This window comes from Rhodococcus sp. P4_C10 (assembly GCF_056402135.1).
This window is the reverse complement of record NZ_JBFUHZ010000032.1, coordinates 62,902-89,691: the sequence shown is the minus strand read 5'-3', so window position 1 is coordinate 89,691 and position 26,790 is coordinate 62,902. Positions and strand designations below refer to the sequence as shown.

2 protein-coding genes are annotated in these 26,790 nt (G+C 73.2%); both read left to right on the top strand.

Annotated elements, in window-relative coordinates; genetic code table 11:
- Complete coding sequence (locus tag AC1DWC_RS19605; RefSeq protein ID WP_477910693.1) at positions 1–18,918, top strand: non-ribosomal peptide synthase/polyketide synthase; 18,918 nt, start codon at positions 1–3, stop codon at positions 18,916–18,918.
- Complete coding sequence (locus tag AC1DWC_RS19600) at positions 18,839–26,731, top strand: amino acid adenylation domain-containing protein (RefSeq protein WP_477910691.1); 7,893 nt, start codon at positions 18,839–18,841, stop codon at positions 26,729–26,731. Before AC1DWC_RS19605 ends, AC1DWC_RS19600 begins: the two co-directional genes overlap by 80 nt.
- Positions 26,732–26,790 lie beyond the last annotated feature (59 nt).

Below are 26,790 nucleotides of genomic sequence, written 5' to 3'. Positions count from 1 at the left end.
ATGACGGATTTCTTCTCGACTGATCCGGATGCGGATCGCACCAAGACCGGCGAACAGCATGCTCAGCACCCGGCCGGCCCCTCCACTGCCTTCCCTCTGACCGCGGTCCAGCGCAGCATGTGGTTCTCCCAACAACTCGCGCCGGCGGTGCCCACCTTCATCGCGCAGTACGTGGACCTGCACGGAGACCTGGACCTCGAAGTACTGCGCGCCGCGGCGGTCACCGCCGCACACGAGTTCCAGTCTCCGTTCCTGCGTCTCGTGGACGTCGACGGCGAACCGCGGCAGATGGTCGACCACACCATCGACGCGACCGTCGAGTTCGTCGACTTCCGCGGGCAGGCCGACCCGGTCGCCGCGGCACACGACTGGATGGACAACGACTACGTCACGCCCATCCGGCTCACTCACGACCGCCTGGTCGCGATGAGCGTTCTGCAGGTCGGGGAGCGGGACTACCTGTGGTACACGCGAATTCACCATGTCGCGCTGGACGGGTACAGCGGCATGGTGATGGTGAACCGCATCGCCGCGCTGTACACCGCGCAGGTCAAGGGGACGGAGCCGGAACCGAACCGGGCCCTGGAGTTGCGGACGCTCTACGAGTTGGACCAGAAGTACCGGGACTCCAGCAGGTTCGCGGCCGACCGTGAGTACTGGGCACGGCACATCGTGGGGATCGAGGAGGGTTCCACCCTCGCCGAACGCGAGGGCCCCGCGGCGGCCCGAAGCCGGCTCGAGAGTGCCGAACTCTCCGACGCGGCGCTGGACCGACTGAACGCGTCCGACGAGGTGGTCGGGGCGACGTCGGCTGCGCTGCTGATCGCCGGATTCGCCTGCTACCTCTCACGAATGACCGGAAAGCACGACGTACTGGTCAACCTTCCGGTGTCGGCTCGCACCACCGCGCCGCTGCAGCGTTCGGGCGGCATGCTGGTGAACGTCGCGCCGCTGCGGATCACCGTCGACGCCGACGACACCGTCACCGACCTGGTGCAGCGGGTGCAACTGGAACTGATGGGGGCCCTGCGTCATCAGCGCTGCAGCCTCGAGGACATCCGCCGCGACGCGGGCATGACCGGCGGCCGGGAGGGCCTGAGCGGCCCGATGGTCAACGTGATGCTCTTCCACCAGGAGATCACCCTCGGGTCGATCGTCGGGGAGTACCACATCGTGACGTCCGGTCCGGTGCAGGACCTCCTCGTCAACATCTACCAAAGTGGCTCGCCCGCCCGGACTCTCGTCGACTTCCGGGGCAACCCGAACCGCTACGGGGACGAGGAACTACGCACCCACCACCGCCGGTTCGTGGAACTGATCCACGAACTGCTCGCGGCCGACCCGTCCACCCTGATCGCAGACCTGCACCCCGAGTCCGCGGCGCTCGGCGCCCGCAGGCTGCGCGAGGCCGGCGACATCGCGTTCTGGACCACGGAACTGGCGGGGTTCCCCGAGGTTGCGGCGCTGCCGCGGCCGGATCGACACCGTCCCGCACACCGCACCTCCCGACGCGGCACGGTGGACCTGGCACTCGACGCGGGCCGGCACGCGGCGCTGGCCGAATTCGGCCGGCGACACGACGTCACCGCCTTCACCGTCCTGCACACTGCACTCGGTGTGCTGCTCGGCCGGGTCACCGAGTCCGACGACATCGTCATCGGCGCCCCGCTCGGTGCGACGAACGACCGGGCAATCGACGGGCCGGACGCCGGACGCCCGGACGCGTCGGTGGCCGGCCCGCCCGACCTGGTCCCGCTGCGAACCACCGTCGACCCCGCCGCCACCTTCGCGATCCACCTGCGCCGGGCCCGGGACACCGAGCAACGCGCCTTCCGGCACGTGGAGCTGTCGTTCGAGCGGATCGCCGAGGCGCTCGCCGCCGACGGCCGACGGCCGCGGCCGGCCGCGCCGCAGGTGCTGCTCACCGCCGGCGCCGGGCAGGTCGACCACCCCGAATCGGCGCTGAACCTGGACCTGACCGAAAGCCTGTCCCGTTCAGGCGAACCCGGTGGACTCACCGTCCGGATCGACTTCTCGGCCGACCTGTACGACGCCGCCACCGTCGAACAGTTCGCGGTCAGACTGGGCCGGGTCCTCGACGCAGCGGTCGCCGACGCTGATCGACCGGTCGGGGACATCGCGATCCTCGACGCCGCCGCGTACGCGGCCCTGGCCCCGGTACGAGGCCCCGACCCGGTGGCCCCGCGGACCCTCGCACAGATCCTCGCCGCCGCCGCCGTCGACCCCGACCACCACGCGCTGGTCCTGGGCGACGAGCGACTGACCTACCGCGAACTCGACGCGCGTTCGAGCGCCCTGGCCCGGACGCTGATCGGGCGCGGCGCCGGTCCCGGATCGGTTGTCGCGCTGGCCATCGCCCGCTCGCTCGAGTCGGTGACCGCCACCTGGGCGGTGGCGAAGACCGGGGCCGCCTTCCTGCCCGTGGACCCGAACTACCCGCCGGACCGCATCGAGCACATGCTCACCGACTCCGGCGCCGCCCTCGGCCTGACGGTCCGTGCCCACCGCGACCGACTTCCAGACGGCACCGCGTGGCTCGTCCTCGACGAACCGGACGGGGCCCCCGGCGGTGACACGTCCGCCGTCGGCGACTCCGACCGCACCCGGCCGCTGCGCATCGACGACCCGGCGTACCTGATCTACACGTCGGGGTCCACCGGTGTCCCGAAGGGCGTGGTGGTCGGTCACCGTGGGCTGGCCAACTTCGCGGCCGAGATGGCCGCGCGCTTTGCGATCACCGGCTCCGCTCGGACCCTGCACTTCTCCTCGCCCAGCTTCGACGCCTCGATCCTCGAACTGCTGATGGCCACCACGGCCGGCGCCACCATGGTGATCGCGCCGCCGACCGTGTACGGCGGCGCGGAGCTCGCGGAACTGCTGCGTCGCGAACGCGTCACCCACGCCTTCGTGACGCCCGCCGCGCTCGGCTCCGTCGACCCGACCGGCCTCGACCACCTCCAGTGTGTGATCACAGGTGGTGACGTGTGCCCGCCCGCGCTCGTCGCGCAGTGGGCACCGGGCCGCGCCCTGTTCAACGCGTACGGTCCGACCGAGACCACCGTGGTCGCGGGCATCAGCTCGCCGCTGGCCCTCGGGCGGCCGGTGACCATCGGCGGCCCCACCCGCGGCGCGGGCGAGATGGTGCTGGACCGCCGCCTGCACCCGGTGCCGGTGGGCGTGCCGGGCGAGCTGTACGTCACCGGCGACGGACTCGCGCTCGGCTACCGCGACCGGCCGGGGACCACCGCCGAGCGCTTCCTGGCGAACCCGCACGGCGGGCCCGGCGAACGGATGTACCGGACCGGCGACCTGGCCCGGTGGACACCCGGCCGGGAACTGGAGTACCTGGGCCGCAGCGACTTCCAGATCAAGATCCGCGGCTACCGCATCGAACTCGGCGAAATCGACGCGGTGCTGCGCGCCCACCCGACGGTCGGGTACGCCCTGACCACCGGGTACGCCCGCCCCTCGGGCGACCTCTCGCTGGTGGGCTACGTGATGGCGCTGCCCGGGATGTCGATCGACCGCGCCGAGCTGCTCGAGCACGCCGCCGAGGCACTGCCCGCACACATGGTGCCCGCCACCGTCGTGGTGCTCGACGAGGTGCCGTTGACGCCGGCGGGCAAGCTCGACCGCCACGCGCTGCCCGAGCCCCAGTTCGACACCGGCGCAGCCGAGTACCGGGCACCGAGCACACCGACCGAGGAGCGGATCGCCACCATCTTCGCGGACCTGCTCGGCGTCCCCCGGGTGGGCATCGACGACAGCTTCTTCGACCTCGGCGGAGACTCTCTGGTCGCTACGCGGGTGGTGGCCCGGACCAACGCGGCGCTCGGAAGCACACTCGGCGTCCTTGACCTCTTCGAATCGCCGACGGTGGCAGGCCTCGCCACCCGGGTGGACGCCTTCCTCGCCTCCGGCGGGGCTGATGCGTCCGGCGAGCCGGCCCTGGTGCGCCGGCCGCGCACCGGTCCCGCTCCCGTCTCCCCGGCCCAGCAGCGGATGTGGGTGGTCAACCAACTGGACCACACCTCGGCGGTCTACAACATCCCGATCGCGGTCCGGCTCACCGGTGAACTTGACGAGGCGGCGCTCGGGACGGCCGTCGCCGACGTCGTCACCCGGCACGAGACCCTGCGCACCGTCTTCCCGAACACCCCCGACGGACCGGTACAGCTGGTCCTCACCGCCGACGAGGCACTGCCCGACCTGACGCCGGAGTACGTGCCGGCGCCGGTGTTGCGGCGCCGCGTCGCCGCGCTCGGCGCGGAGGGTTTCGACGTGACCACGGAGCCGCCGCTGCGGGCCCGGCTGCTGCGCACCGCGCCCACCTCGCACACCCTGGTGCTGGTGGTCCACCACATCGCGGCCGACGGACTGTCGATGGGGCCGCTGGCCCGGGACGTGCTCACCGCGTACCGGGCCCGGGTCGAGGGCGCGGCGCCGTCCTGGACCCCGCTGGCAGTGCAGTACTCGGACTACGCGGCCTGGCAGCGTGAACTGCTCGGCGAGGTCGACGACGAGGCGAGTCTGCTGTCCCGGCAGCTCGAGTACTGGACCGCGGCCCTCGACGGCGCACCGGAGGTCCTGGACCTGCCGGCGGACCGCCCACGCCCGACCCAGCCGTCGATGCGCGGCGGCGCTGTCGACTTCACGCTGGACGCGGACCTGCACCGCCGACTGCTGGCACTGGCCGGCGAGCACCACGCCAGCCTGTTCATGGTGCTGCACGCCGCGCTGGCGGTGGTGCTGGCCCGCGCGAGCAGCGCCGAGGACATCTCGATCGGCACCCCGGTCGCCGGCCGCGGCCACCCGGACCTCGACGACATGATCGGCATGTTCGTCAACACCCTGGTCCTGCGCACCCAGGTCGACCCCGGCACCAGGTTCACCGAACTGCTGGGGCGGACCCGGACCGGGGACCTCGAGGCGCTGCGGCACGCGGATCTGCCGTTCGAGCGACTGGTCGAGGCCGTGGCGGCGAACCGGACGGCGGCGCACGCGCCGCTGTTCCAGGTGATGCTGGTGCTGCAGGGTGCCGTGGACGGGCACCTGACCCTGCCCGGCCTCACCGTCGACGTCGACGACGTCGACACCGGGACGGCCAAGTTCGACCTGCAGGTGATCGCCACCGAGCACACCGACGAACAGGGTCGGCCGGGCCACGTGTCCGGTCAGATGTCCTACGCCCGCGACCTTTTCGACGCGACCACGATGTCCGCGCTGGCGGACCGCTTCGTCCGGATGCTGGAGGCGGTCGCCGACGACGCCACGGTCGTCGTCGGGGACGTGCCGCTGCTCAGCCCCGACGAACACCGCCGGGTGGTCGAGGACTTCAACGCGACCGCGGCGGAGGTGCCCGACGGCACGCTCGTCGACCTCTTCGAGGCGCAGGTGGCCCGCACCCCCGAAGCCGTGGCGTTGGTCTGCGGCGACGAGGAACTGACCTACGCCGAGTTCGCGGCCCGGACCCACAGGCTGGCCCGGGCGCTGATCGCACGCGGCGTGGGGCCGGAGTCCCGGGTCGCGGTGGCGATGCGCAGGTCCCTGGACCTGATGGTGGGCATCTACGCGGTGGTCGAGGCCGGCGGCGCGTATGTGCCGCTGGACCCGGACCACCCCGAGGCGCGCACCCGTTACGTCCTCGACAGTGCCGCTCCGGTGTGCGTACTCACCACCGCCGCCGACCAGGAGACACTGCCCGCGGACACCGGCATCGACACGGTCGCGGTGGACACCCTCGACCTGTCCGATCGCGACGCCGGCCCGCTGACCGCCGACGACCTCCCGGCAGCGGGGCTGCGGCCGGACAACACCGCGTACGTCATCTACACCTCCGGGTCCACCGGCCGGCCCAAGGGCGTGGCCGTCACCCACCGCGCCATCGTCAACCGGTTGCGGTGGATGCAGGCCACCTACCCGCTGGACCGGTCCGACGTCGTCCTGCAGAAGACGCCGACGACGTTCGACGTGTCGGTGTGGGAGCTGTTCTGGCCGTTGCAGACCGGATCCCGGCTGGTCCTGGCTGCCCCGGACGGGCACCGCGATCCGGGCTACCTGTCCCGGTTGATCGCCGAGCGCGCCGTGACGACGCTGCACTTCGTGCCGTCGATGCTCTCGGCCTTCCTCGCCGGGGCCCGCGCCGACGACTGCGCCGGGCTGCGCCGGGTGTTCTGCAGCGGCGAGGCGCTGCCCCCGACCACCGCCGAGGCCTTCCGCCGCTTCACCGGAGCCGAGCTGCACAACCTGTACGGCCCCACCGAGGCGGCCGTCGACGTCACCGCCTGGCCCACCTCGTCCGCCGACCGCGACAGCGTGCCGATCGGCGTGCCGGTCTGGAACACCCAGGTGTACGTACTCGACTCGCGTCTGCACCCGGTCCCGGTGGGCGTGCGCGGCGAGCTCTACCTCGCCGGCGTGCAGCTGGCCCGCGGCTACGTCGGCCGCGCCGACCTGACCGCGGACCGCTTCGTGGCGAACCCGTTCGCCACCGGTGCCGCGGGCGGACCCGCCCCGCGGATGTACCGGACCGGCGACGTGGTCCGCCGGCTGGGGCTGCCCGGACCGGCCCCGGGGAAGGTCCGCGGCGGGGCGCTCGAGTACCTGGGCCGCAGCGACTTCCAGGTCAAGCTGCGCGGTCAGCGCATCGAGCTCGGCGAGGTGGAGGCGGCGCTGCTGACCGACCCGGCCGTCGGGCAGGCGGTGGTGGTGGTCCACCACGACGACCTCACCGGTGAGGCCCTGGTGGGCTACGTGGTGGCCGCTCCCGGCGCCGCCCCCGATCCGGCCGCGGTACGCGTCAGCGCCGCAACGGAACTCGCGCCGTACATGGTGCCGGCGCAGATCGTGGTGCTCGACGAGCTGCCGCTGGGCCCGTCCGGGAAGCTGGATCGTCGGGCCCTGCCCGAGCCGCAGTTCCTGGCCTCCGCGGCCGAGTTCGTGGCCCCCCGCAACCCGGTCGAGGAGATCCTGGCCTCGATCGCCGCCGACCTGCTGGCCTCGGACCGGGTCGGGGTGCACGACAACTTCTTCGACCTCGGCGGCAACTCGCTGGTCGCCGCCCGCCTGGTGGCCCGCGCGAATGCCGCGCTGGGCACGGAAGTCGGGGTCCGCGAGGTGTTCGACGCACCGACGGTGGCGACGCTGGCCCTGCGGATCGAGACCGCGGGCGCCCGGGGCGTCGAACGGCCGGCACTGGAACCGGCGACGCGGCCGGATCCGCTGCCGGTGTCCTTGGCGCAGAAGCGGATGTGGTTCGTCAACCAGTTCGACGTCACCTCCGCGGCGTACAACATCGCGATGGCCGTGCGGCTGACCGGGGACCTCGACACCGACGCGCTGGGCGCGGCCGTGATGGACGTCCTCGACCGGCACGAGTCGTTGCGCACCAGGTTCCCGCTGCGCGGCGGCCAGCCCACCCAGGAGGTGCTCGCCGCCGCGGACGCGCTGCCGGGCCTCGAGACGGTCCCGGTCACCGAGGACGAACTGCCGACGCGCATCACCGCCCTGGCCCGTGCCGGGTTCGACGTGACCACGGCGCCGCCGCTGCGGGCCGTCCTGCTGCGGGTCGGCCCCGGCGAGCACGTGCTGACCATCGTCGTGCACCACATCTGCGCGGACGGCTTCTCGATGGCGCCGATGGCCCGGGACGTGATGGCCGCCTACGGAGCCCGCGTCCAGGGGGAGGCCCCGCAGTGGGCGCCGCTGCCGGTCCAGTACGCCGACTACACGCTGTGGCAGCGCGCCGCGCTCGGCGACCCCGCCGACCCGGACAGCGTGCTCGCCGCCCAGACCGACTACTGGTCGCAGACCCTGGCCGGGCTGCCGGACCTGCTCGACCTGCCCACCGACCGCCCCCGCCCGATGACCCAGTCGCTGGCCGGGGCCGAGTTCACCTTCACCGTCGATGCGGCGCTGCACCGTCGCATCGTGGCCACCGCGCGGGAACGCAACTCGACGGTGTTCATGGCGGTACACGCCGCCCTCGCGGTGCTGTTGGCGCGGCTGAGCGCGGGTGAGGACATCGCCGTCGGAACCCCGATCGCCGGCCGCGGCGAGGCCGCGCTGGACGGCCTGGTCGGCATGTTCGTCAACACCCTGGTGCTGCGGACCCCGGTCGATCCCGGCGCGTCGTTCACCGAACTGCTGGCCGACGTCCGCGAACGCGACCTGGAGGCGTTCCACCACGCGGACGTCCCGTTCGAACGACTCGTGGAGGCCCTCGCGCCGGAACGCAGCACCGCGCACTCGCCGCTGTTCCAGGTGATGTTCGAGTTCCGCAACAACGAGCGGGCCAGGCTCGAACTGCCGGGACTGACCGTCGAGGGCATCGACCTCGGCACCGACATCTCCAATTTCGACCTGCAGTTGACCTGTGCCGAAGAGTTCGACGAGGACGGGGCGCCGGCCGGCATCACGGCCGGATTCACCTACGCCACGGACCTTTTCGACCGGTCGTCGGTGGCGGTGCTGGCCGACCGGCTGCAGCGGATCCTCGCCGGCGTCACGGCCGAGCCGGACCGTCCGATCGGGGACGCCGAGATCCTCGGACCCACCGAACGGACGGAGCTGACGCCGGTGGCCGGTGGCCCGGCGGTGGCGCCGCACACGCTGCCCGAACTGCTGGCCGCGGCGGTCGCGGTCGATCCGGACACACCCGCCCTGGTCGTGGCCGGGCGCGAGGTGTCCTACCGCGATCTCGACGAACACTCGAACCGGGTGGCGCGCCTGCTGATCCAGCGGGGGGTGGGACCGGAATCGGTGGTGGCGGTGTCGATGCCGCGCTCGTTCGAGTCGATCCTCGCGGTGTGGTCGGTCGCCAAGACCGGCGCCGCCTACGTGCCGGTGGACCCGAACTACCCGGCGAACCGGATCCTGCACATGCTCGAGGACTCCGGGGCGGTCCTGGGCCTGGCCCTGTCCACCCACCGCGAGTCACTCCCGGACGCGGTGCCCCACCTCGTGCTCGACGACGCGGACACGGCAGCGGAACTCGCCGGCCTGTCCGCGGCCCCGGTCACCGACGCCGACCGGACGGTCCCGCTGACGCTCGACCATCCCGCCTACCTGATCTACACGTCCGGTTCGACCGGTGTCCCGAAGGGCGTCGTGGTGACGCACCGGGGCCTCGCGAACTTCGCCGAGGACCAGCGCACCCGGTTCGGGGTCACGCGGCACTCGCGGACCCTGCACTTCTCCTCGCCCAGCTTCGACGCCTCGGTGCTCGAGTTGCTGCTGGCCCTGGGCGCCGGCGCCACCATGGTCGTCGCCGCCCCGACCGTCTACGGCGGCGAGGAACTGCGCGACCTGCTGCGCGACGCACGCGTCACCCACGCGTTCGTCACCCCCGCGGCGCTGTCGTCGGTGGACGCCACCGGCCTCGACGACCTCGGCGTCGTGATCACCGGTGGTGACACCTGCCCGCCGGAACTGGTGGCGCAGTGGGTCCGCGGCGGGCGCCGGATGTTCAACGCGTACGGCCCGACCGAGGCCACCGTCGCGACCAGCGTCACCGGTCCGATGGACCCGGCCCTCCCGGTGACCATCGGCAGGCCGCCGCTCGGCTGCGGCGAACTGGTGCTCGACGCACGGCTGCGGCCGGTGCCCCGCGGTGTCACCGGGGAGCTGTACGTGACCGGGCCCGGACTGGCCCGGGGGTACCGCAACCGCCCCGGCACCACCGCCGAACGGTTCGTGCCCAACCCGTTCGGCACCGACGGCGCCCGGATGTACCGGACCGGCGACCTGGCGCGGTGGAACGCCGGGACCGGGACGCAGACCGTCGGCGACCTGGAGTACCTGGGCCGCAGCGACTTCCAGGTCAAGATCCGCGGGTACCGCATCGAGCTCGGCGAGGTCGAGTCGGCGCTCTCGCGCTACCCGGGAGTGGCGCACGCCGTGGTGACCACCCGGCCCGACCCCGCCGGGCGGGGCCGACTGGTCGGCTACCTCGTACCCGAGGCCGGGTCCGCCCCCGACCCCGCCGAGGTGCTCGCCTTCGTCGGGTCGGAGCTGGCGCCATACATGGTGCCCGCCGCGCTGGTGGTGCTCGACGAGCTGCCGGTCACCCCGGTCGGCAAGCTGGACCGGCGCGCGCTGCCGGCCCCGGACTTCACCTCTCGCCCGGAGTCCGGTCGGGCGCCGAGCACCGAGATGGAGACGATGCTCGCGGGGCTGTACGCCGAGGTGCTCGGCCTGGACTCGGTGGGCGCCGACGAGTCGTTCTTCGCTCTCGGCGGGGACAGCATCATGTCCATCCAGCTGGTGGCCCGGGCCAAGGCGGCCGGAATCCAGCTCTCGCCCCGCGACATCTTCGAACGCAAGACCGTCGCCGGCTTGGCACCGGTCGCGACTGTCAGCGACGCCGTCGCACCGGTGCTCGACGAACTGCCCGGAGGCGGGGTCGGGGAGCTGCCGCTGACCCCGATCGTGCGCTGGCTGCTCGACCGCGGCGGTTCGTTCGACCGGATGTCGCAGAACATCCTGCTGCAGGCCCCCTCCGACCTGGACTCCGTCGAACAGCTCGTCGCGACGGTGCAGGCCGTCGTGGACCGGCATGACATGCTGCGGGCCCGGCTGCACCGCGACGCGGTCGAGGTGCGGCCGGTCGGCTCGGCGCCGGCGGGGGAGTACGTCCGGCGGGTGCCGGTGGACGCCGCGCCCGGGACCGACGCCTTCGCCGCGGCAGCCCTGGCCGAGCTCGACGCCGCGCAGGACCGGTTGGCCCCGGCGACGGGCGCCGTCCTGCAGGTGGTGTGGCTGGACTCGGCGGCCGGCCAGGGCCGGATCCTGCTGGTGGCGCACCACCTCGTGGTGGACGGCGTCTCCTGGCGGATCCTTGTCCCCGACCTCGCGACGGCCTGGGCGCAGGTGACGGCCGGCGCCGAGCCGGCGCTGGCCCCGGTCGGTACCTCGATGCGACGGTGGGCGCACGCGCTGACGGACCTCGCCGCCGACCGCCGCGACGAACTGGACCAGTGGCGACGCACGCTGGCCACACCCGATCCGCTGCTCGGTTCGCGGGCGATCGACCCGGGCCGAGACGTCGGCGCCACGGTCGAGCGGGTCACCGTGGAGCTGTCCGCCGAGGTCAGCGACGGGGTACTGGCCATGCTCCCGCAGAAGTACCACGGCAGCGTCAACGACGGCCTGCTCACCGCGCTGGCGATGGCGCTGACCCGGTGGCGGCGCGACCGCGGCGACGCGGACACCCGGCCGGGCGCGCTGATCAACCTCGAGGCACACGGACGCGAGGAGCACGTGGTCCCCGGAGCCGACCTGTCCCGCACCGTCGGCTGGTTCACCTCGCTGTTCCCGGTGCGACTCGACCTCGGCGACGTGGACCTCGACGCCGCGTACTCGGGCGGGGCGGCCGCCGGGACCGCACTCAAGGCGGTCAAGGAACAACTGCTCGCCTTCGCCGACCACGGGATCGGGTTCGGCCTGCTCCGGCACCTGGACACCGACGGCGCCGCGGAGCTGGCACCGTTGCCGGTACCGGAGGTCAGCTTCAACTACCTCGGCAGGTTCGCCACCGCCGGAAACGAGACCACCGCGCCGACGGGGTGGATGCCGACCTCCGACGTCGACCTGAACCTGGTCCAGGACCCCGACCTGCCGGTCGCCGCGGTCCTCGACATCAACGCCGTCACGCTCGCCGACGCCGACGGCTCCCGGTTGCGTGCCACCTGGGCGTTCCCCACCGGGATCCTCACCGAACCGGAGGTTCGCGAGATCGCCGACCTGTGGTCGCAGGCCCTGCAGGCGCTGACCCGGCACGCCGCCGCCCCGGAGGCGGGTGGGCTCACCCCGTCCGACCTGGACCTGGTGACCCTCGACCAGGCGGAGATCGACCGGCTCGAGCGGACCCACCGCACGCTCAGCGACGTGTGGCCGCTCGCACCGCTGCAGTCCGGCCTGCTCTTCCACGCCGAGCTGGCCGACCGGACCGTCGACTCGTACACGGTGCAGCTCACGCTCGAACTGCGCGGCGCGCAGCCCGAGCGGATGCGGCGGGCGGGCCAGGCGCTGCTGGACCGGCACGCCAACCTCCGCACGTCGTTCGTCGCGGACAGCACGGGCCGGCCGGTGCAGGTGGTGCAGGACCGGGTGGAGCTGCCGTGGTCCGAGCTCGACCTCGCGGACCTGTCCCCGGACGAACGCGGCACCGAGGTGGACCGGGTGATGGCCGCGGACCGGGCCCTCGGGTTCGACATGGCCGTCGCGCCGCTGCTGCGGTTCCTGCTGATCCGGACCGGGCCGGAAACCCAGAAGCTGATCCTGACCAACCACCACATCCTGCTCGACGGCTGGTCGATGCCGCTGCTGCTGCGGGACCTGTTGACCCTGTACGCAACCGACGGCTCCGCCGACGAGCTGCCCGCAGTGCACCCGTACCGCAACTACCTCACCTGGCTCACCCGCCGCGAGGACACCGACTCCGCGGCCGCGTGGCGCCGCGCGCTGGCCGGCATCGAGGAACCTGCCCTCCTGAGCCCGCTGGGTCTCGGCCGCACCCGCGACAGCGAGTCCCGGGAGGTCCGGCTCGAGGTCCCGGCCAGGCGCACCGAGGAACTGCGGGCGCTGGCCCGCGCGCGCGGGCTGACCGTCAGTACCCTGATCCGCGCGGCCTGGGGCATAGTGCTCAGCGAGCTGACCGACCGCCGGGACGTGGTCTTCGGCGGCACGGTGTCGGGGCGGCCGCCGCAGATCCCCGGTATCGAGTCGATGATCGGTCTGTTCATCAACACCCTGCCGGTCCGGGTCACCCTGGACCCCACCGAGTCGCTCGGCACCCTGCTCGAACGGATCCAGTCGGAACAGGCGGCGCTGCTCGAGCACCACCACCTCGGCCTCAGCGAGATCCAGCAGCTGGTCGGTCCCGCCGCCACCTTCGACACGCTCACCGTGTTCGAGTCCTACCCGGTGGACCGGGCCGGGCTGACCGAGGACACCGACATCGCCGGCATGCACGTGGTCGGCGTGCACGACACCGCCAACGCGGCGCACTACCCGCTGGCGTTGATCGCCTCCGACACCGGCCGCCTCACCCTGAAGCTGGAGTACTTCCCGGACCTGTTCGACGCCGAGACCATCGACCGGATCGGCGCCCAGCTCGGGCGCACGCTCGACGCACTCGCCGCGACGCCGGACCTCCCGCTGGCGCAGTTGTGGCTGCTCTCGCCGGCCGAACACGACGCCCTGGTCCCGGTCCGCGGCCGCCCCGGCCGGTCCCTGCGGACGCTGCCGGACCTGCTCGCCGACACCGCCGCCCGCCGCGGCGACGCGGTCGCGCTGTCCTTCGAGGGTCGCGAGGTCGGCTACCGCGAGCTCGACGAGCGGTCGAACCGGCTGGCGCGGCTGCTCGCCGAGCGCGGCGCCGGACCGGAGGAGTTCGTGGCGCTGGCCGTCTCGCGGTCGGTGGAGTCCGTCGAGACGATGTGGGCGATCACCAAGACCGGTGCGGCCTTCGTGCCGGTGGACCCGAACTACCCGCCGGAGCGGGTGGCGCACATGCTCGCCGACTCGGGCGCCCGGGTCGGGGTCACCGTCGCCCGTGACCGCGACCGCCTGCCCGACGACGTCGACTGGGTGGTCCTCGACGCCCCGGAGACCCCGGCGCTGCTGGCGTCGAGTTCCCCGGCGCCGGTCACCGACTCGGACCGGAGCACACCGCTGCGGCTGCATCATCCCGCCTACATGATCTACACCTCCGGCTCGACCGGCGTCCCGAAGGGCGTGGCGCTCACCCACGAGGGCCTCGACAACTTCGCCAGGGAGCAGGCCGACCGCTACGGGGCCGGGCCGGCGTCGCGGGTCCTGCACTTCGCGACGCCCAGCTTCGACGCGTCGGTGCTCGACTACCTGCTCGCGTTCGAGGCGGGCGCGACCATGGTGATCTCGCCCCCCGGCGTGTACGGCGGCGCCGAACTCGCCCGGGTGATCGCGGACGAGCGGGTCACCCACGCCTTCGTCACCACGGCGGCGCTCGACACCGTCGATCCCACGGGACTCGACGAGTTCGGCTGCGTGTGCGTCGGCGGCGAGGCCTGCCCGCCGGACCTGGTGGCCCGCTGGGCACCGGGCCGGCGCCTGCACAACGGCTACGGGCCGACCGAGGCGACGATCATGTCGAACATCAGCGACCCGCTGGTCGCGGGGGAACCGGTCACCATCGGCGGCCCGGTCCGCGGCGTCTCCGAACTGGTGCTCGGCACCTACCTGCAGCCGGTCCCGGAGGGGACACCGGGCGAGCTGTACATCGCCGGGCCCGGACTGGCCCGCGGCTACCACCACAACTTCGCGCTGACCGCGGAACGCTTCGTGGCGAACCCGCACGGCGCACCCGGCGAGCGGATGTACCGGACCGGTGACATCGTCCGCTGGCGCGGCGCGCCGGACGGCGGACGTGTGGCCGAGTACATCGGCCGCAGCGACTTCCAGGTCAAGATCCGTGGCTTCCGGATCGAGCTAGGCGACGTCGACGCGGTGGTCGCCACGCACCCGGACGTGGACTTCACCGTCACCACCGGGCATCGGGACGCCGCCGGCGTCACCCGCCTGGCCACCTACGTCCGGGTGGTCGACGGCCGCCCGCTCACCGGCGCCGAGGTCCGGGACTTCGCCGCCGCCCGGCTGCCCGCCCACATGGTGCCCGACGCGGTCACGCTGCTCGACAAGATTCCGCTGACCCCGGTCGGCAAGCTGGACCGGGCGGCGCTGCCCGCACCGGTGTACGCCAACTCCGGCGCCGAGTACCGGGCCCCCCGCACCGAGCTCGAGCGGACGGTCGCGGAGGTGTTCACCGAGGTCCTCGGCGCCGAGCGGGTCGGCGTCGACGACCACTTCTTCGACCTGGGCGGCAACTCGCTGATCGCCACCCGGGTGACCGCCCGGCTCGGCGCCGCCCTCGACACCGAGGTGGGGGTGCGCGCCCTGTTCGAGGCGCCGACCGTGGCCGCGCTGGCCCGGTGGCTGGAATCGGAGCGGCCGGCGACCGGCCCGCGGCCGCAGCTGACGGCGGGGCCGCGACCGGAGCGGCTGCCGCTCTCGCTGGCCCAGCAGCGGATGTGGTTCCTCAACCAGTTCGACACCGACTCCGCCGCCTACAACGTGCCGCTCGCGGTCCGGCTCACCGGCGCACTGGACACCGACGCGCTGCGGGCCGCGGTCCTCGACGTCCTGGACCGGCACGAGGCCCTGCGCACCATGTTCCCGCGAGTCGGCGGCGAGCCCGTCCAGGTCGTCGTGCCCGCGGTCGCGGCACTGCCCGAGCTGGTCACCGAGTGGGTCACCGAGGACGAACTGGCCCCGCGGATCGCGGAATTCGTCTCCGCCGGCTTCGACGTCACCCACGCCGCACCGGTCCGCGCCACGCTGTTGCGGTGCGGCCACGACGCGCACGTGCTCGCCATCGTGGTGCACCACATCTGCGCGGACGGCTTCTCGATGGCGCCGCTGGCCCGGGACGTGATGGCCGCCTACACCGCCCGGACGGCCGGGCACGGCCCCGACTGGGCCCCGCTGCCCGTGCAGTACGCCGACTACGCGCTCTGGCAACGCGACCTGCTGGGCACCGCCGACGACCCGCAGTCCCTGCTGTCGCGGCAGCTCGAGTTCTGGACCCGGACCCTGTCCGGTCTGCCGGAGGTGCTGGCGCTGCCGACCGACCGTCCGCGTCCGGTGCAGCGCTCGTTCCGCGGCGCCACGGTGCCGCTGCACGTCGACCCCGCCGTGCACCGCCGGCTCGCCGAACTGGCCCGCGGCGCGAACTCGACGATGTTCATGACCGTGCACGCCGCGCTGGCGCTGCTGCTGTCCGCGCTGTCCGGCGCCGACGACCTCGCGGTCGGCACCCCGGTGGCCGGTCGCGGCGACGCCGGACTGGACGAGCTGGTCGGCATGTTCGTCAACACCCTGGTGCTGCGCAGCACGATCGACCCGGACGCCTCGTTCCGCGGGCTGCTCGCCGACGTACGGGAGTCGGACCTGGCCGCGTTCGGCCACGCCGACCTCCCGTTCGAGAGTCTCGTCGACGCCGTCGCACCGGAACGGTCGACGTCGCACTCGCCGCTGTTCCAGGTGATGCTCGAGTTCCAGAACAACGAGCTGCCCCGGCTCGAGCTGCCCGGGCTCACCGCCGGCGGCCTGGACCTCGACCTGGCGGTCGCGAAGTTCGACCTGCAGCTCACCCTCGCCGAGCGGTACGACCGCGACGGCGCCCCCGACGGCATGACCGGCGCCTTCACCTTCGCCACCGACGTGTTCGACGCCGACACGGTGCGGGGGTTCGCCGACCGGTTCACGGCGCTGCTCGCCGCGGTCATCGCCGACCCGGACCGCGCGGTCGGCGATGTCGAGGTGACCACCGCCGCCGAACGCCACGCCATGCTCACCGAGTGGAACGAGCCGGGCGTCGGCGCGGGCACCGACACCCTCGCGGACGCGTTCGGCCGGGCGGCGGCCGGCTTCCCCGACGCGATCGCCGTCACCGCGGGCGAGACCACACTGACCTACGCCGCCCTCGACGACCGGGCCAACCGGTTGGCCCGGGTGCTGGTCGCCCGCGGGGCCGGCCCGGAGACCCTCGTCGCGGTCGCGCTGCCGCGGGGGGCGGACCTGGTGGTGGCGCTGCTCGCCGTCGTCAAGGCCGGCGCCGGGTACCTGCCGTTGGACTCCAGCTACCCCACCGAACGGCTCGCCTTCACCGTCGCGGACGCCGCGCCGCTGTGCATCCTGTGCACCGCCGAGGAATCGGCGCAGCTGTCCACGCTCGGCGCGCCGACACTGGCCGTCGACTCCCCGGAGCTCACCACCGCACTCGCCGCCGCCTCCGGGGCGCCGGTCACCGACGCGGACCGCCGCGCGCCGCTGGACCCGGACGACGTGGCGTACGTGATCTACACGTCCGGCTCCACCGGCCGCCCCAAGGGCGTCCAGGTCGCACACCGCAACGTGCTGACGCTGTTCGCGAACACCGCCGACGAGTTCGGTTTCGACGACCGCGACGTGTGGACGATGTTCCACTCCTACGCCTTCGACTTCTCGGTGTGGGAGCTGTGGGGTCCGCTGCTGCGCGGCGGCCGGCTGGTGGTGGTCGACTACCACACCGCCCGGTCCCCGGAGGCCATGCTCGAGCTGCTCCGCCGCGAACGGGTGACGGTGCTCAACCAGACCCCGACCGCGTTCTACCAGCTGGCGGAGGCGGACCGGGTGGCAGCCGAGTCCGGGCCCGACGCGCCGGACCTGGCGTTGCGGCTGGTGATCTTCGGCGGCGAGGCCCTGGACTTCGCCCAGCTCGGCCGCTGGTACGCCCGGCACTCGGACGACGCGCCGCGGCTGGTCAACATGTACGGCATCACCGAGACCACGGTGCACGTGACGCGGCTGCCGCTCGACGCCGCCCGCGCCGCGTCCTCCGCGGCCAGCGTCATCGGCCGTGCGGTCCCGGGTCTGCGGGTGGCGGTGCTCGACCGGCGGCTGCACCCGGTCGCGCCCGGCGCCACCGGCGAGGTCTACGTCACCGGCGACCAGGTCAGTCGTGGCTACCTGGGCCGGTCCGCGCTGACCGCCGGCCGGTTCGTTGCCGATCCCGACGGCAGGCCCGGGCAGCGGATGTACCGCACCGGCGACCTGGCCCGTTGGAGCGCCGCCGGGGAGCTGGAGTACCTGGGCCGCAGCGACTTCCAGGTCAAGATCCGCGGCTTCCGGATCGAGCTCGGCGAGATCGAGGCCGCCGCGCTGCGGTACCCCGGCGTCGCGCAGGCCGTGGTGCTGGTGCACGACGACGGTCAGGGCCGCACCCGCCTCGTCGGGTACGTGGTGCCCGAGCCCGGCGCCGCCCCCGACCGCGACGGCCTGCTCGAGTTCCTCGCCGCCGACCTGGCCGCCCACATGGTGCCGGCCACCATCGTGGTGCTGGACCGGCTGCCGCTGACCGAGAACGGCAAGCTGGACCGGAAGTCCCTGCCCGATCCCGACTTCGGGGCGTCGGCGGGCTCCGGCAGGGTCCCGCGGACCGGCCCGGAGACGCTGCTGGCCGGGTTGTTCGCCGAGGTGCTGGGCCTCGACGAGGTGGGTGTCGACGATTCCTTCTTCGGCCTCGGCGGCGACAGCATCATGTCCATCCAGCTGGTCGCCCGGGCCAAGGACGCCGGCCTGGTGCTCACGCCCCGGGAGGTGTTCGAGCACAAGACGGTCGCGGCCCTCGCGGCGGTGGCCCGCGGTGACGGCGCCGAGGCGGCCGAGGTGCTCGACGAACTGCCCGGCGGCGGAGTCGGCACCGCGCCGCTCACCCCGGTGATGCACTGGTTGCTCGACCGCGGCGGCGACGTTCGCCGGTACACCCAGACCGCGCTGCTGACCCTGCCCGCCGACGCGGACCGGGACGGGCTCGAACGGACCCTGCAGGCCGTCCTGGACCGCCACGACATGCTCCGCGCCACCCTGCGCCGGCCGGCGTCGGGGGCACCGATGCTCGAGGTGCCGGAGCCGGGGACCGTGCGGGCCGCGGACCTGCTCACCCGGGTCGAGGTGGACTCGGTCACCGGCCCGGAGTTCGTCGCGACCGCCGGCGCCGCACTCGACGCGGCCGCCGGCCAGCTCGACCCCGAGATGGGGGTGCTGCTGCAGGCGGTGTGGTTCGCACCGGCGGCCGGCCCCGGCCGACTGCTGGTGGTCGCGCACCATCTGGCCGTCGACGGCGTCTCCTGGCGGATCCTGGTGGGGGCCCCCCCCCCCGGGGGCCCACGTCCACGCCACCGTCGACACCGTCGAGGTCGAGCTGCCCGCCGAGGTCACCGAGGCGCTGCTCACCGCCGTGCCCGAGTCCTTCCACGGCAGCGTGAACGACGGCCTGCTGGCCGCGCTGGCGATGGCGGTGGCGCGCTGGCGCCGTGAGCGGGGCGGCGAGGCCGCCGACACGCTGGTCAGCCTCGAGGGCCACGGCCGCGAGGAGCATGTGGTGCCGGGGGCCGACCTGTTCCGGACCGTCGGCTGGTTCACCACGATCTTCCCGGTCCGGCTGGACCTCGCCGGCGTCGACCTGGACGAGGCCTTCGCCGGCGGCCCCGCGGCCGGCGCCGCGGTGAAGGTTGTCAAGGAGAAGCTGCTCGCCGTCCCGGACCACGGCATCGGCTACGGCCTGCTGCGCTACCTGGCCCGGCCGCCGCTCGACGAGCCCCGCCGGCCGCAGATCAGCTTCAACTACCTGGGCCGGCTGACCGGCACGCAGCAGCTCGAACACCTGGACTCGGGGTGGCTGCCCATCACCGACACCCGGCTCGACGACGGGCCGAGCCCGAGCCTGCCGGTCGCCGCGGTCCTCGACGTCAACGCCGTCACCCTCGCCGCCGACGACGGCTCCCGGCTGCGCGCCACCTGGGCGTTCCCGACCGGCGTGCTCGGCGCCGAGGAGGTGCGACGGCTCGCCGACCTGTGGGTCGAGGCCCTGACCGCCCTCGGCCGGCACGCCGCCGCGCCGGACACCGGCGGACTCACCCCGTCCGACCTGGCCCTGGTCGAGCTCGACCAGGGTGCGATCGAGCGGCTCGAGGCCCGGTTCCCGGACCTCACCGACGTGTGGCCGCTCTCGCCGCTGCAGTCCGGCCTGCTGTTCCACACCCAGTTCTCCGACGCCACGGTGGACCCGTACGTGGTGCAGCTGACGCTGGACCTGCGCGGCACCGTGGACGCCGACCGGGTCCGCCGGGCCGGTCAGGCGCTGCTCGACCGTCACCCGAACCTGCGGGCGGCCTTCGTGCACGACCAGTCCGGAGCGGCCGTGCAGGTGGTCGCCGACCGGGTGACGCTGCCGTGGACCGAGGTGGACCTCTCCGGCTGCGGCCCGCAGGACCGGGACCGCGAGTTCGCCGCCACCGTCGACGCCGACCGGGTCGCCGGGTTCGACCTGTCCGCGCCGCCGCTGCTGCGGATGCTGCTGGTCCGGCTCGGCGAGTCCGAGTACCGGCTGGTGATCACCAACCACCACATCCTGCTCGACGGCTGGTCCACGCCGCTGGTGATCAGGGACCTGCTCACCCTGTACGCGACCGACGCCGACCCGGCCGTGCTGCCGCCAGTCCGCCCGTACCGCGACTACCTGACCTGGCTGTCCCGGCGAGACCCCGCGGACGCCGCGGACGCCTGGCGTCGGCTCCTCGCCGACCGGGGCGAGCCGACCCTGCTGGCGCCGGCCGCCGCGCACCGCGCCGTCGGCTCCAGCGAGGCCGCGGTCGCGCTGACCGAGGAGCAGACCGAGCGGCTGCGGGCCCTCGGACGCGAGCGCGGCGTCACCCTCAACACGATGGTCCAGGTGGGGTGGGGCATCGTGCTCGCCGCGTTGACCGGCCGCAGCGACGTCGTGTTCGGCGGCACCGTGTCCGGACGGCCGCCGCAGATCCCCGGCATCGAGTCGATGGTCGGGCTGTTCATCACCACCATCCCGGTCCGGGTCACCCTCGACCCGGACGAGACGGTCGCCCAGCTGCTCGACCGCGTCCAGACCGAGCAGGCGGCCCTGCTCGAGCACCACCACCTGGGCCTGGCCGACATCCAGCGGGCCGCGGGCCCCGGCGCTGCCTTCGACACCCTCACCGTGTTCGAGTCCTACCCGGTCGACCGCGCCGGCCTGACCGCGCAGACGGAGATCGCCGGACTGCGGGTTGCCGGGATCCACGGGCGCGACTCGGCGCACTACCCGCTGGCGTTGGTGGCGTCGGGCGACGAGCGGCTGAACCTGAAGTTCGAGTACGACGCCGACGTGTTCGACGACGCCGCGGTCGCGGCCATCGCGGACCGGGTCCGCCGGGTGCTCGCGGCCGTCGCCGCCGACCCGCACGCACCGGTGCCGCGCGCCCACTCGCACGCACTCGACGAGGCGGAACGCGAGCGGCTGCTCCCGGTCCGCGGCGGCGCTGGGGGATCGTCGCGCACCCTGCCGCAGATCCTGTCGGACGCGGCCGCGCGTGATCCCGAGGCGATCGCGCTGCACGCCCCGGACGGCGCGGGTGGCGGCCGCAGCGTGACGTACCGCGAACTCGACGAGGACTCCAGCCGGCTGGCCCGCGCCCTCGTCGAACTCGGCGCCGGTCCGGAAACCTTTGTCGCACTCGGCATCCCTCGATCGGTGGAATCCGTGTCGGCGATGTGGGCGGTGGCCAAGACCGGCGCGGCATTCGTGCCGGTGGACCCGACGTACCCGGCGGAGCGGATCGAGCACATGCTCGCCGACTCGGGCGCCACCCTCGGTGTGGCCATGACCGCGCACCGCGACCGACTGCCGGCGACGGTGCGGTGGCTGCACCTGGACGACCCCGCGTTCGCCGCCGACTGCGCGGCCCGGTCGCCGCGGCCCCTGACCGACGCCGACCGCACCGGCCCGATCGACCTGCGCAGCGCCGCCTACCTGGTGTACACCTCCGGCTCCACCGGCGTCCCCAAGGGCGTCCTGGTCTCCCACAGCGGACTCGACAACTTCGCCCGGGACCAGCTGCAGCGCTTCGGGGCGACCGCGCGCTCGCGCACCCTGCACTTCTCGACGCCCAGCTTCGACGGCGCCGTGTTCGAGTACCTGCAGGCCTTCGGGGCCGGCGCCACCATGGTCATCGCGCCGCCCACCGTGTACGGCGGAGCCGAACTGGCCCGGCTCGTCGCGGACGAGGGGGTCACCCACGCCTTCGTCACCACGGCCGCGCTGGCCACCGTCGACCCCACCGGCCTCGACGACTTCGCCGACGTGGTGTTCGGCGGCGAGGCCTGCCCGCCCGACCTGGTGGCCCGCTGGGCGCCCGGCCGGCGCCTGTCGAATGCGTACGGGCCCACCGAGACCACCGTCATGTCCAACATCAGCGTGCCGATGACGGTGGGCGAGCCCATCACCCTCGGCGGCCCGATCCGCGGGGTCAGCGAGGTGGTCCTCGGGGCGCACCTGCAGCCGGTCCCCGAGGGGGTGCCGGGCGAGCTGTACATCGCCGGGCCCGGCCTGGCCCGCGGCTACCACCGCCGGCCGGGACTGACCGCGTCGAGGTTCGTGGCGAACCCGCACGGCGCACCCGGCGAGCGGATGTACCGCACCGGCGACATCGTCCGCTGGCGCAGCGACTCCGACGGCACCGGACCGGCGCTGGAGTACCAGGGTCGCAGCGACTTCCAGGTGAAGATCCGCGGCTACCGGATCGAGCTCGGCGAGATCGACGCGGCGCTGCTCGAACAGCCCGGGGTCGGCTTCGCGGCCACCCTCGCCGTGCCCGGCCCGTCCGGCGACACCGTGCTCGCCGCCTACGTGCTGCCCGCCACCGGGCACCGGCTCGACGTGCACGAGCTCACCGCCGCCCTCGCCGCCCGGCTGCCCTCGCACATGGTGCCCGCCGCGATGGCGGTCCTCGACGAGATCCCGCTGACCCCCGTCGGCAAGCTGGACCGATCGGCCCTGCCCACCCCGGAGTTCGTGACCGCCGCCGCCACCGAGTTCCGGGCCCCGGGAACCGAACTCGAGCACACCGTCGCGGACGTCTTCGCCACGGTGCTCGGCGTGGACCGGATCGGCCTCGACGACCACTTCTTCGACCTCGGCGGCAACTCGCTGGTCGCGACCCGGGTGACCGCCAGGCTCGGCGCCGAACTCGGCATCGACATCGGGGTCCGGGCACTGTTCGAGGTGCCCACCGTCGCCGCGCTCGCGGAACGGGTCGGCGCGCTGGTCGGGGAGTCCGCCGCGGCGCGGCCGGCGCTGACCGCGGCGTCTCGGCCGGACCGGGTCCCGCTCTCCCTCGCTCAGCAGCGGATGTGGTTCCTCAACCAGTTCGACACCACGTCGGCCGCCTACAACATCCCACTGGCCGTCCGGCTCACCGGCGAACTCGACAGCGAGGCGCTCGAACTCGCCGTCCTCGACGTCGTGGACCGGCACGAGTCGCTGCGCACCCGGTACCCGCTGCGCGGCGGCGACCCGGTCCAGGAGACGGTGCCCACCGCGTACGCGCTCGAGGGCCTGCTCACCGTCGACACCACCGAGGACGAGCTGCCCGCCCGGGTAGCGGACCTCGCCTCCGCCGGATTCGACGTGACCCTGGCCGTCCCGGTCCGGGCCCGGCTGCTGCGACTCGGCGACCGCAACCACGTGCTGGTCATCGTCGTGCACCACATCTGCGCCGACGGCTTCTCGCTGGCCGTGCTGGCCCGGGACGTGATGGCCGCCTACACCTCACGCACACACGGGGACACCCCGGACTGGACGCCGCTGCCCGCCCAGTACGCCGACTACACGCTCTGGCAGCAGGAAGTGCTCGGCAGCGACCAGGACCCGGACTCGCTGCTCTCGGCGCAGCTCGCGTACTGGCGCACCACGCTCGCCGGACTGTCCGACGTGCTGGTGCTGCCCACCGACCGGCCCCGGCCCGCGCAGCAGACCCTGCGCGGCAGCCGGGTGGAGTTCACCGTCCCCGCGAACCTGCATCGGCGACTGCTCGCGGTGGCCCGCGACCAGGAGTCCACGGTGTTCATGGCGGTGCACGCCGTGTACGCGATGCTGCTGGCCCGACTGGGGGACACCGACGACGTCGCGATCGGCACCCCCCTCGCCGGCCGCGGCGACGCCGGACTCGACGACATGATCGGCATGTTCGTCAACACCCTGGTGCTGCGCACCCAGGTCGACCCCGCTGCCTCGTTCGTCGAGCTGCTGGCCCGGGTCAAGGACGCCGATCTGACCGCGTTCGGCAACGCCGACGTCCCGTTCGAGCGGCTCGTCGAGGAGCTGAACCCGGCCCGGTCCACGTCCTACTCCCCGCTGTTCCAGGTGGCCCTCGAGTTCCAGAACACCGAACGCCCACGGCTGAACCTGCCGGGTCTCACGGTCGAGGGGATCGAGCTGGACACCCGGGTGGCCAAGGAGGACCTCGAACTGCTGCTGGCCGAGGAGTTCGACGACGACCGGCAGCCGGCCGGCATGTCCGCCGCGTTCGACTACGCGGTCGACCTTTTCGATCCCGAGACCGTCCAGGGGTTCGCCGACCGCTTCGTCCGGATACTCGACGCGGTCACCGCGGACCCGCACCGCCCGGTCGGCGGGATCCCCATCCTCGACCAGGACGAGCTCTCCGAGTTCGCTCCCGCGCAGGGGCGTCCGGGCGGGCGGCCGCAGCTGTGGCCCGAACTGCTCTCGGCGGCGGCCTCGGAGGACCCCGATTCGATCGCGCTGACCTTCGAGGACCAGCGGGTCAGCTACCGCGAACTGGACGAACGCTCGAACCGGCTGGCCCGCTTGCTGCGCTCGCGGGGGGTGGGCCCGGAGACGTTCGTCGCGCTGGGACTGTCCCGGTCGCTCGAGGAGGTCATCTCGATCTGGGCCGTGGCCAAGGCCGGCGCCGGGTTCGTGCCGGTGGACCCGACGTACCCGTCCGAGCGGATCGAGTACATGCTGACGGACTGCGAGGCGGTGCTCGGCATGACCGTGGCCGCCCGGGTGGACGCCCTGCCGGACACGGTGCCGTGGCTGGTGCTCGACGACGACGCGACGCTCGACGAGTTGTCTTCTGCCGCACCCACACCGGTGACCGACGCGGACCGCACCATGCCACTGCGACTGACCAACCCGGCCTACCTGATCTACACCTCCGGCTCGACCGGACGGCCGAAGGGCGTCGTGATCACCCACCACGGCATCGCGAACCTCACCACCGAGGAGCACGACCGGTTCCGCGTCACCGTCGACTCCCGGGTCTCACACCTGGCCTCGCCCAGCTTCGACGCCTCGGTCTTCGAGCTGATGATGGCCTTCAGTGCCGGTGCCAGCGTGGTGATCGTCCCGCCCGCGGTGTACGGCGGCGCCGAACTCGAGGACCTGCTGCGCCGTGAGCACGTCACCCACGCGTTCATCACCCCGACCGCGCTGTCCTCCATGGACGACGTCGGGCTCGAGAACCTGCGGGTGCTGGCCGTGGCGGGCGAGGCCTGCCCGCCGGAGCTGATGCAGAAATGGTCCGTCGGCCGGAAGATGTTCAACGGTTACGGCCCCACCGAGACCACCATCCAGGCCAGTGTCAGCGACCGGATGACCGCGTCTCAGACCGTGAACATCGGCCGGCCCGCGGTCGGTTTCGACGAGATGGTCCTCGACACCCGTCTGCAGCCGGTGCCGCTCGGCGTGCCGGGCGAGTTGTACGTCGCCGGCCCCGGCCTGGCCCGCGGCTACCACCGCCGTCCCGGCCTGACCGCCGACCGGTTCGTCGCCGACCCGTTCGGGAAGCCGGGGCAGCGCATGTACCGCACCGGTGACGTCGTGCGGTGGCGGGCGACGCCGTCCCCGGTCGAGGGGGAACCGGACGTCCACACCATCGAGTACATCGGCCGCAGCGACTTCCAGGTGAAGGTCCGTGGCTTCCGGATCGAGCTCGGCGAGATCGACGCGGTGCTCGCCCGTCACCCCTCGATCACCTTCGCGGCCACCTTCGGGCTTCCCGGGCCGTCGGGGGACATCCTGCTCGCGTCCTACGTGTACTGCGCCGACGGCGGCGTGGTGGCACCGGCCGAGATCCGCGAGTACGCCTCGCGGCGACTGCCCGCGCACATGGTGCCCTCGGCCGTCGTGGTCCTCGACGAGGTGCCGATGACCCCGGTGGGCAAGCTCGACCGCCGGGCCCTGCCCACGCCGGAGTTCGGTTCGCGTGACGACGACTACCTGGCGCCGCGCACGACTGCCGAACGCGCCGTCGCCGAGGCCTTCGAGTCGGTGCTCGGGGTGGACCGGGTGGGCGTGACCGACAGCTTCTTCGACCTCGGAGGCACCTCCATCATCGCCACCCGGGTCGTCGCCGACGTGCAGACCCGACTCGGCAAGCTGCTGCCGTTGCAGTCGCTGTTCCTCGACCCGACCCCGGCGGGGCTGGCCCGGCTGCTCGACGAGTCCGGCGTACAGCCGGCCCCCGTCGACGACGCCCTGCGCGTGGTCATCCCCCTGCGCCCGCAGGGCACCCGGCCGCCGTTGTTCTGCGTGCACCCCGGGATCGGGCTCTCGTGGGGCTACACGGGGCTGGTGCGGCACCTGTCCGCCGACCGCCCGGCCTACGGGCTCCAGCTCCCGGTGATCAGCGGGGGTCCGACCTTCTCCTCGATCGAGGAGCTGGCGCACCGGTACGTCCAGGAGATGCGGGCCGTCCAGGACCACGGCCCTTACCACCTGCTCGGCTGGTCTCTGGGTGGGGTGATCGCGCACGCGATGGCCGTCGAACTGCGCCGGTCCGGCGAGGCGGTCTCGACGCTCGCGATCATGGACAGCTATGTCACCGACGAAGACGACGGGACCCCGGACCGCCTCAGCGTGGAGGAGTTGCTGCACGGACTCGGCCTGGACGTGGAACCGGACGCCATGACCGGCAACGGCGCGCTGACCTACACCCGGGCCGTCGAACTGCTCGACGAGTCGTTCGGCCAGGAGACCGGCCTGACTGCCGTGCACCTCGAACGGATCAGCGCCGGGTTCACCAACTCGGCTCACATCATGAACGAGTTCAGCCCGTCGGTGTTCGACGGCGACATCCTCTTCTTCTCCGCCGGCCGCTCCGGCGGGGACGGACACTCGCCCGATGAATGGCGGCCCGCCGTCACCGGCGACATCCGGGAGGTGCGGGTGGACTGCGAGCACAACCAGATGATCGAGCCAGACGTGCTGGCGGTGGTCGGGCCGGTGCTCGAGGAGTACCTGACCGACCACTGATCCGCTCGACCGCCCCCGGTCACGCCGAGGGGTCGCCGGTCCGTACAGACGAGCGACGC

What these genes read in the sequence shown, in the direction of transcription:
- AC1DWC_RS19605 (WP_477910693.1), top strand. Translation starts at nt 1, where the DNA reads ATGACGGATTTCTTCTCGACTGATCCGGATGCGGATCGCACCAAGACC.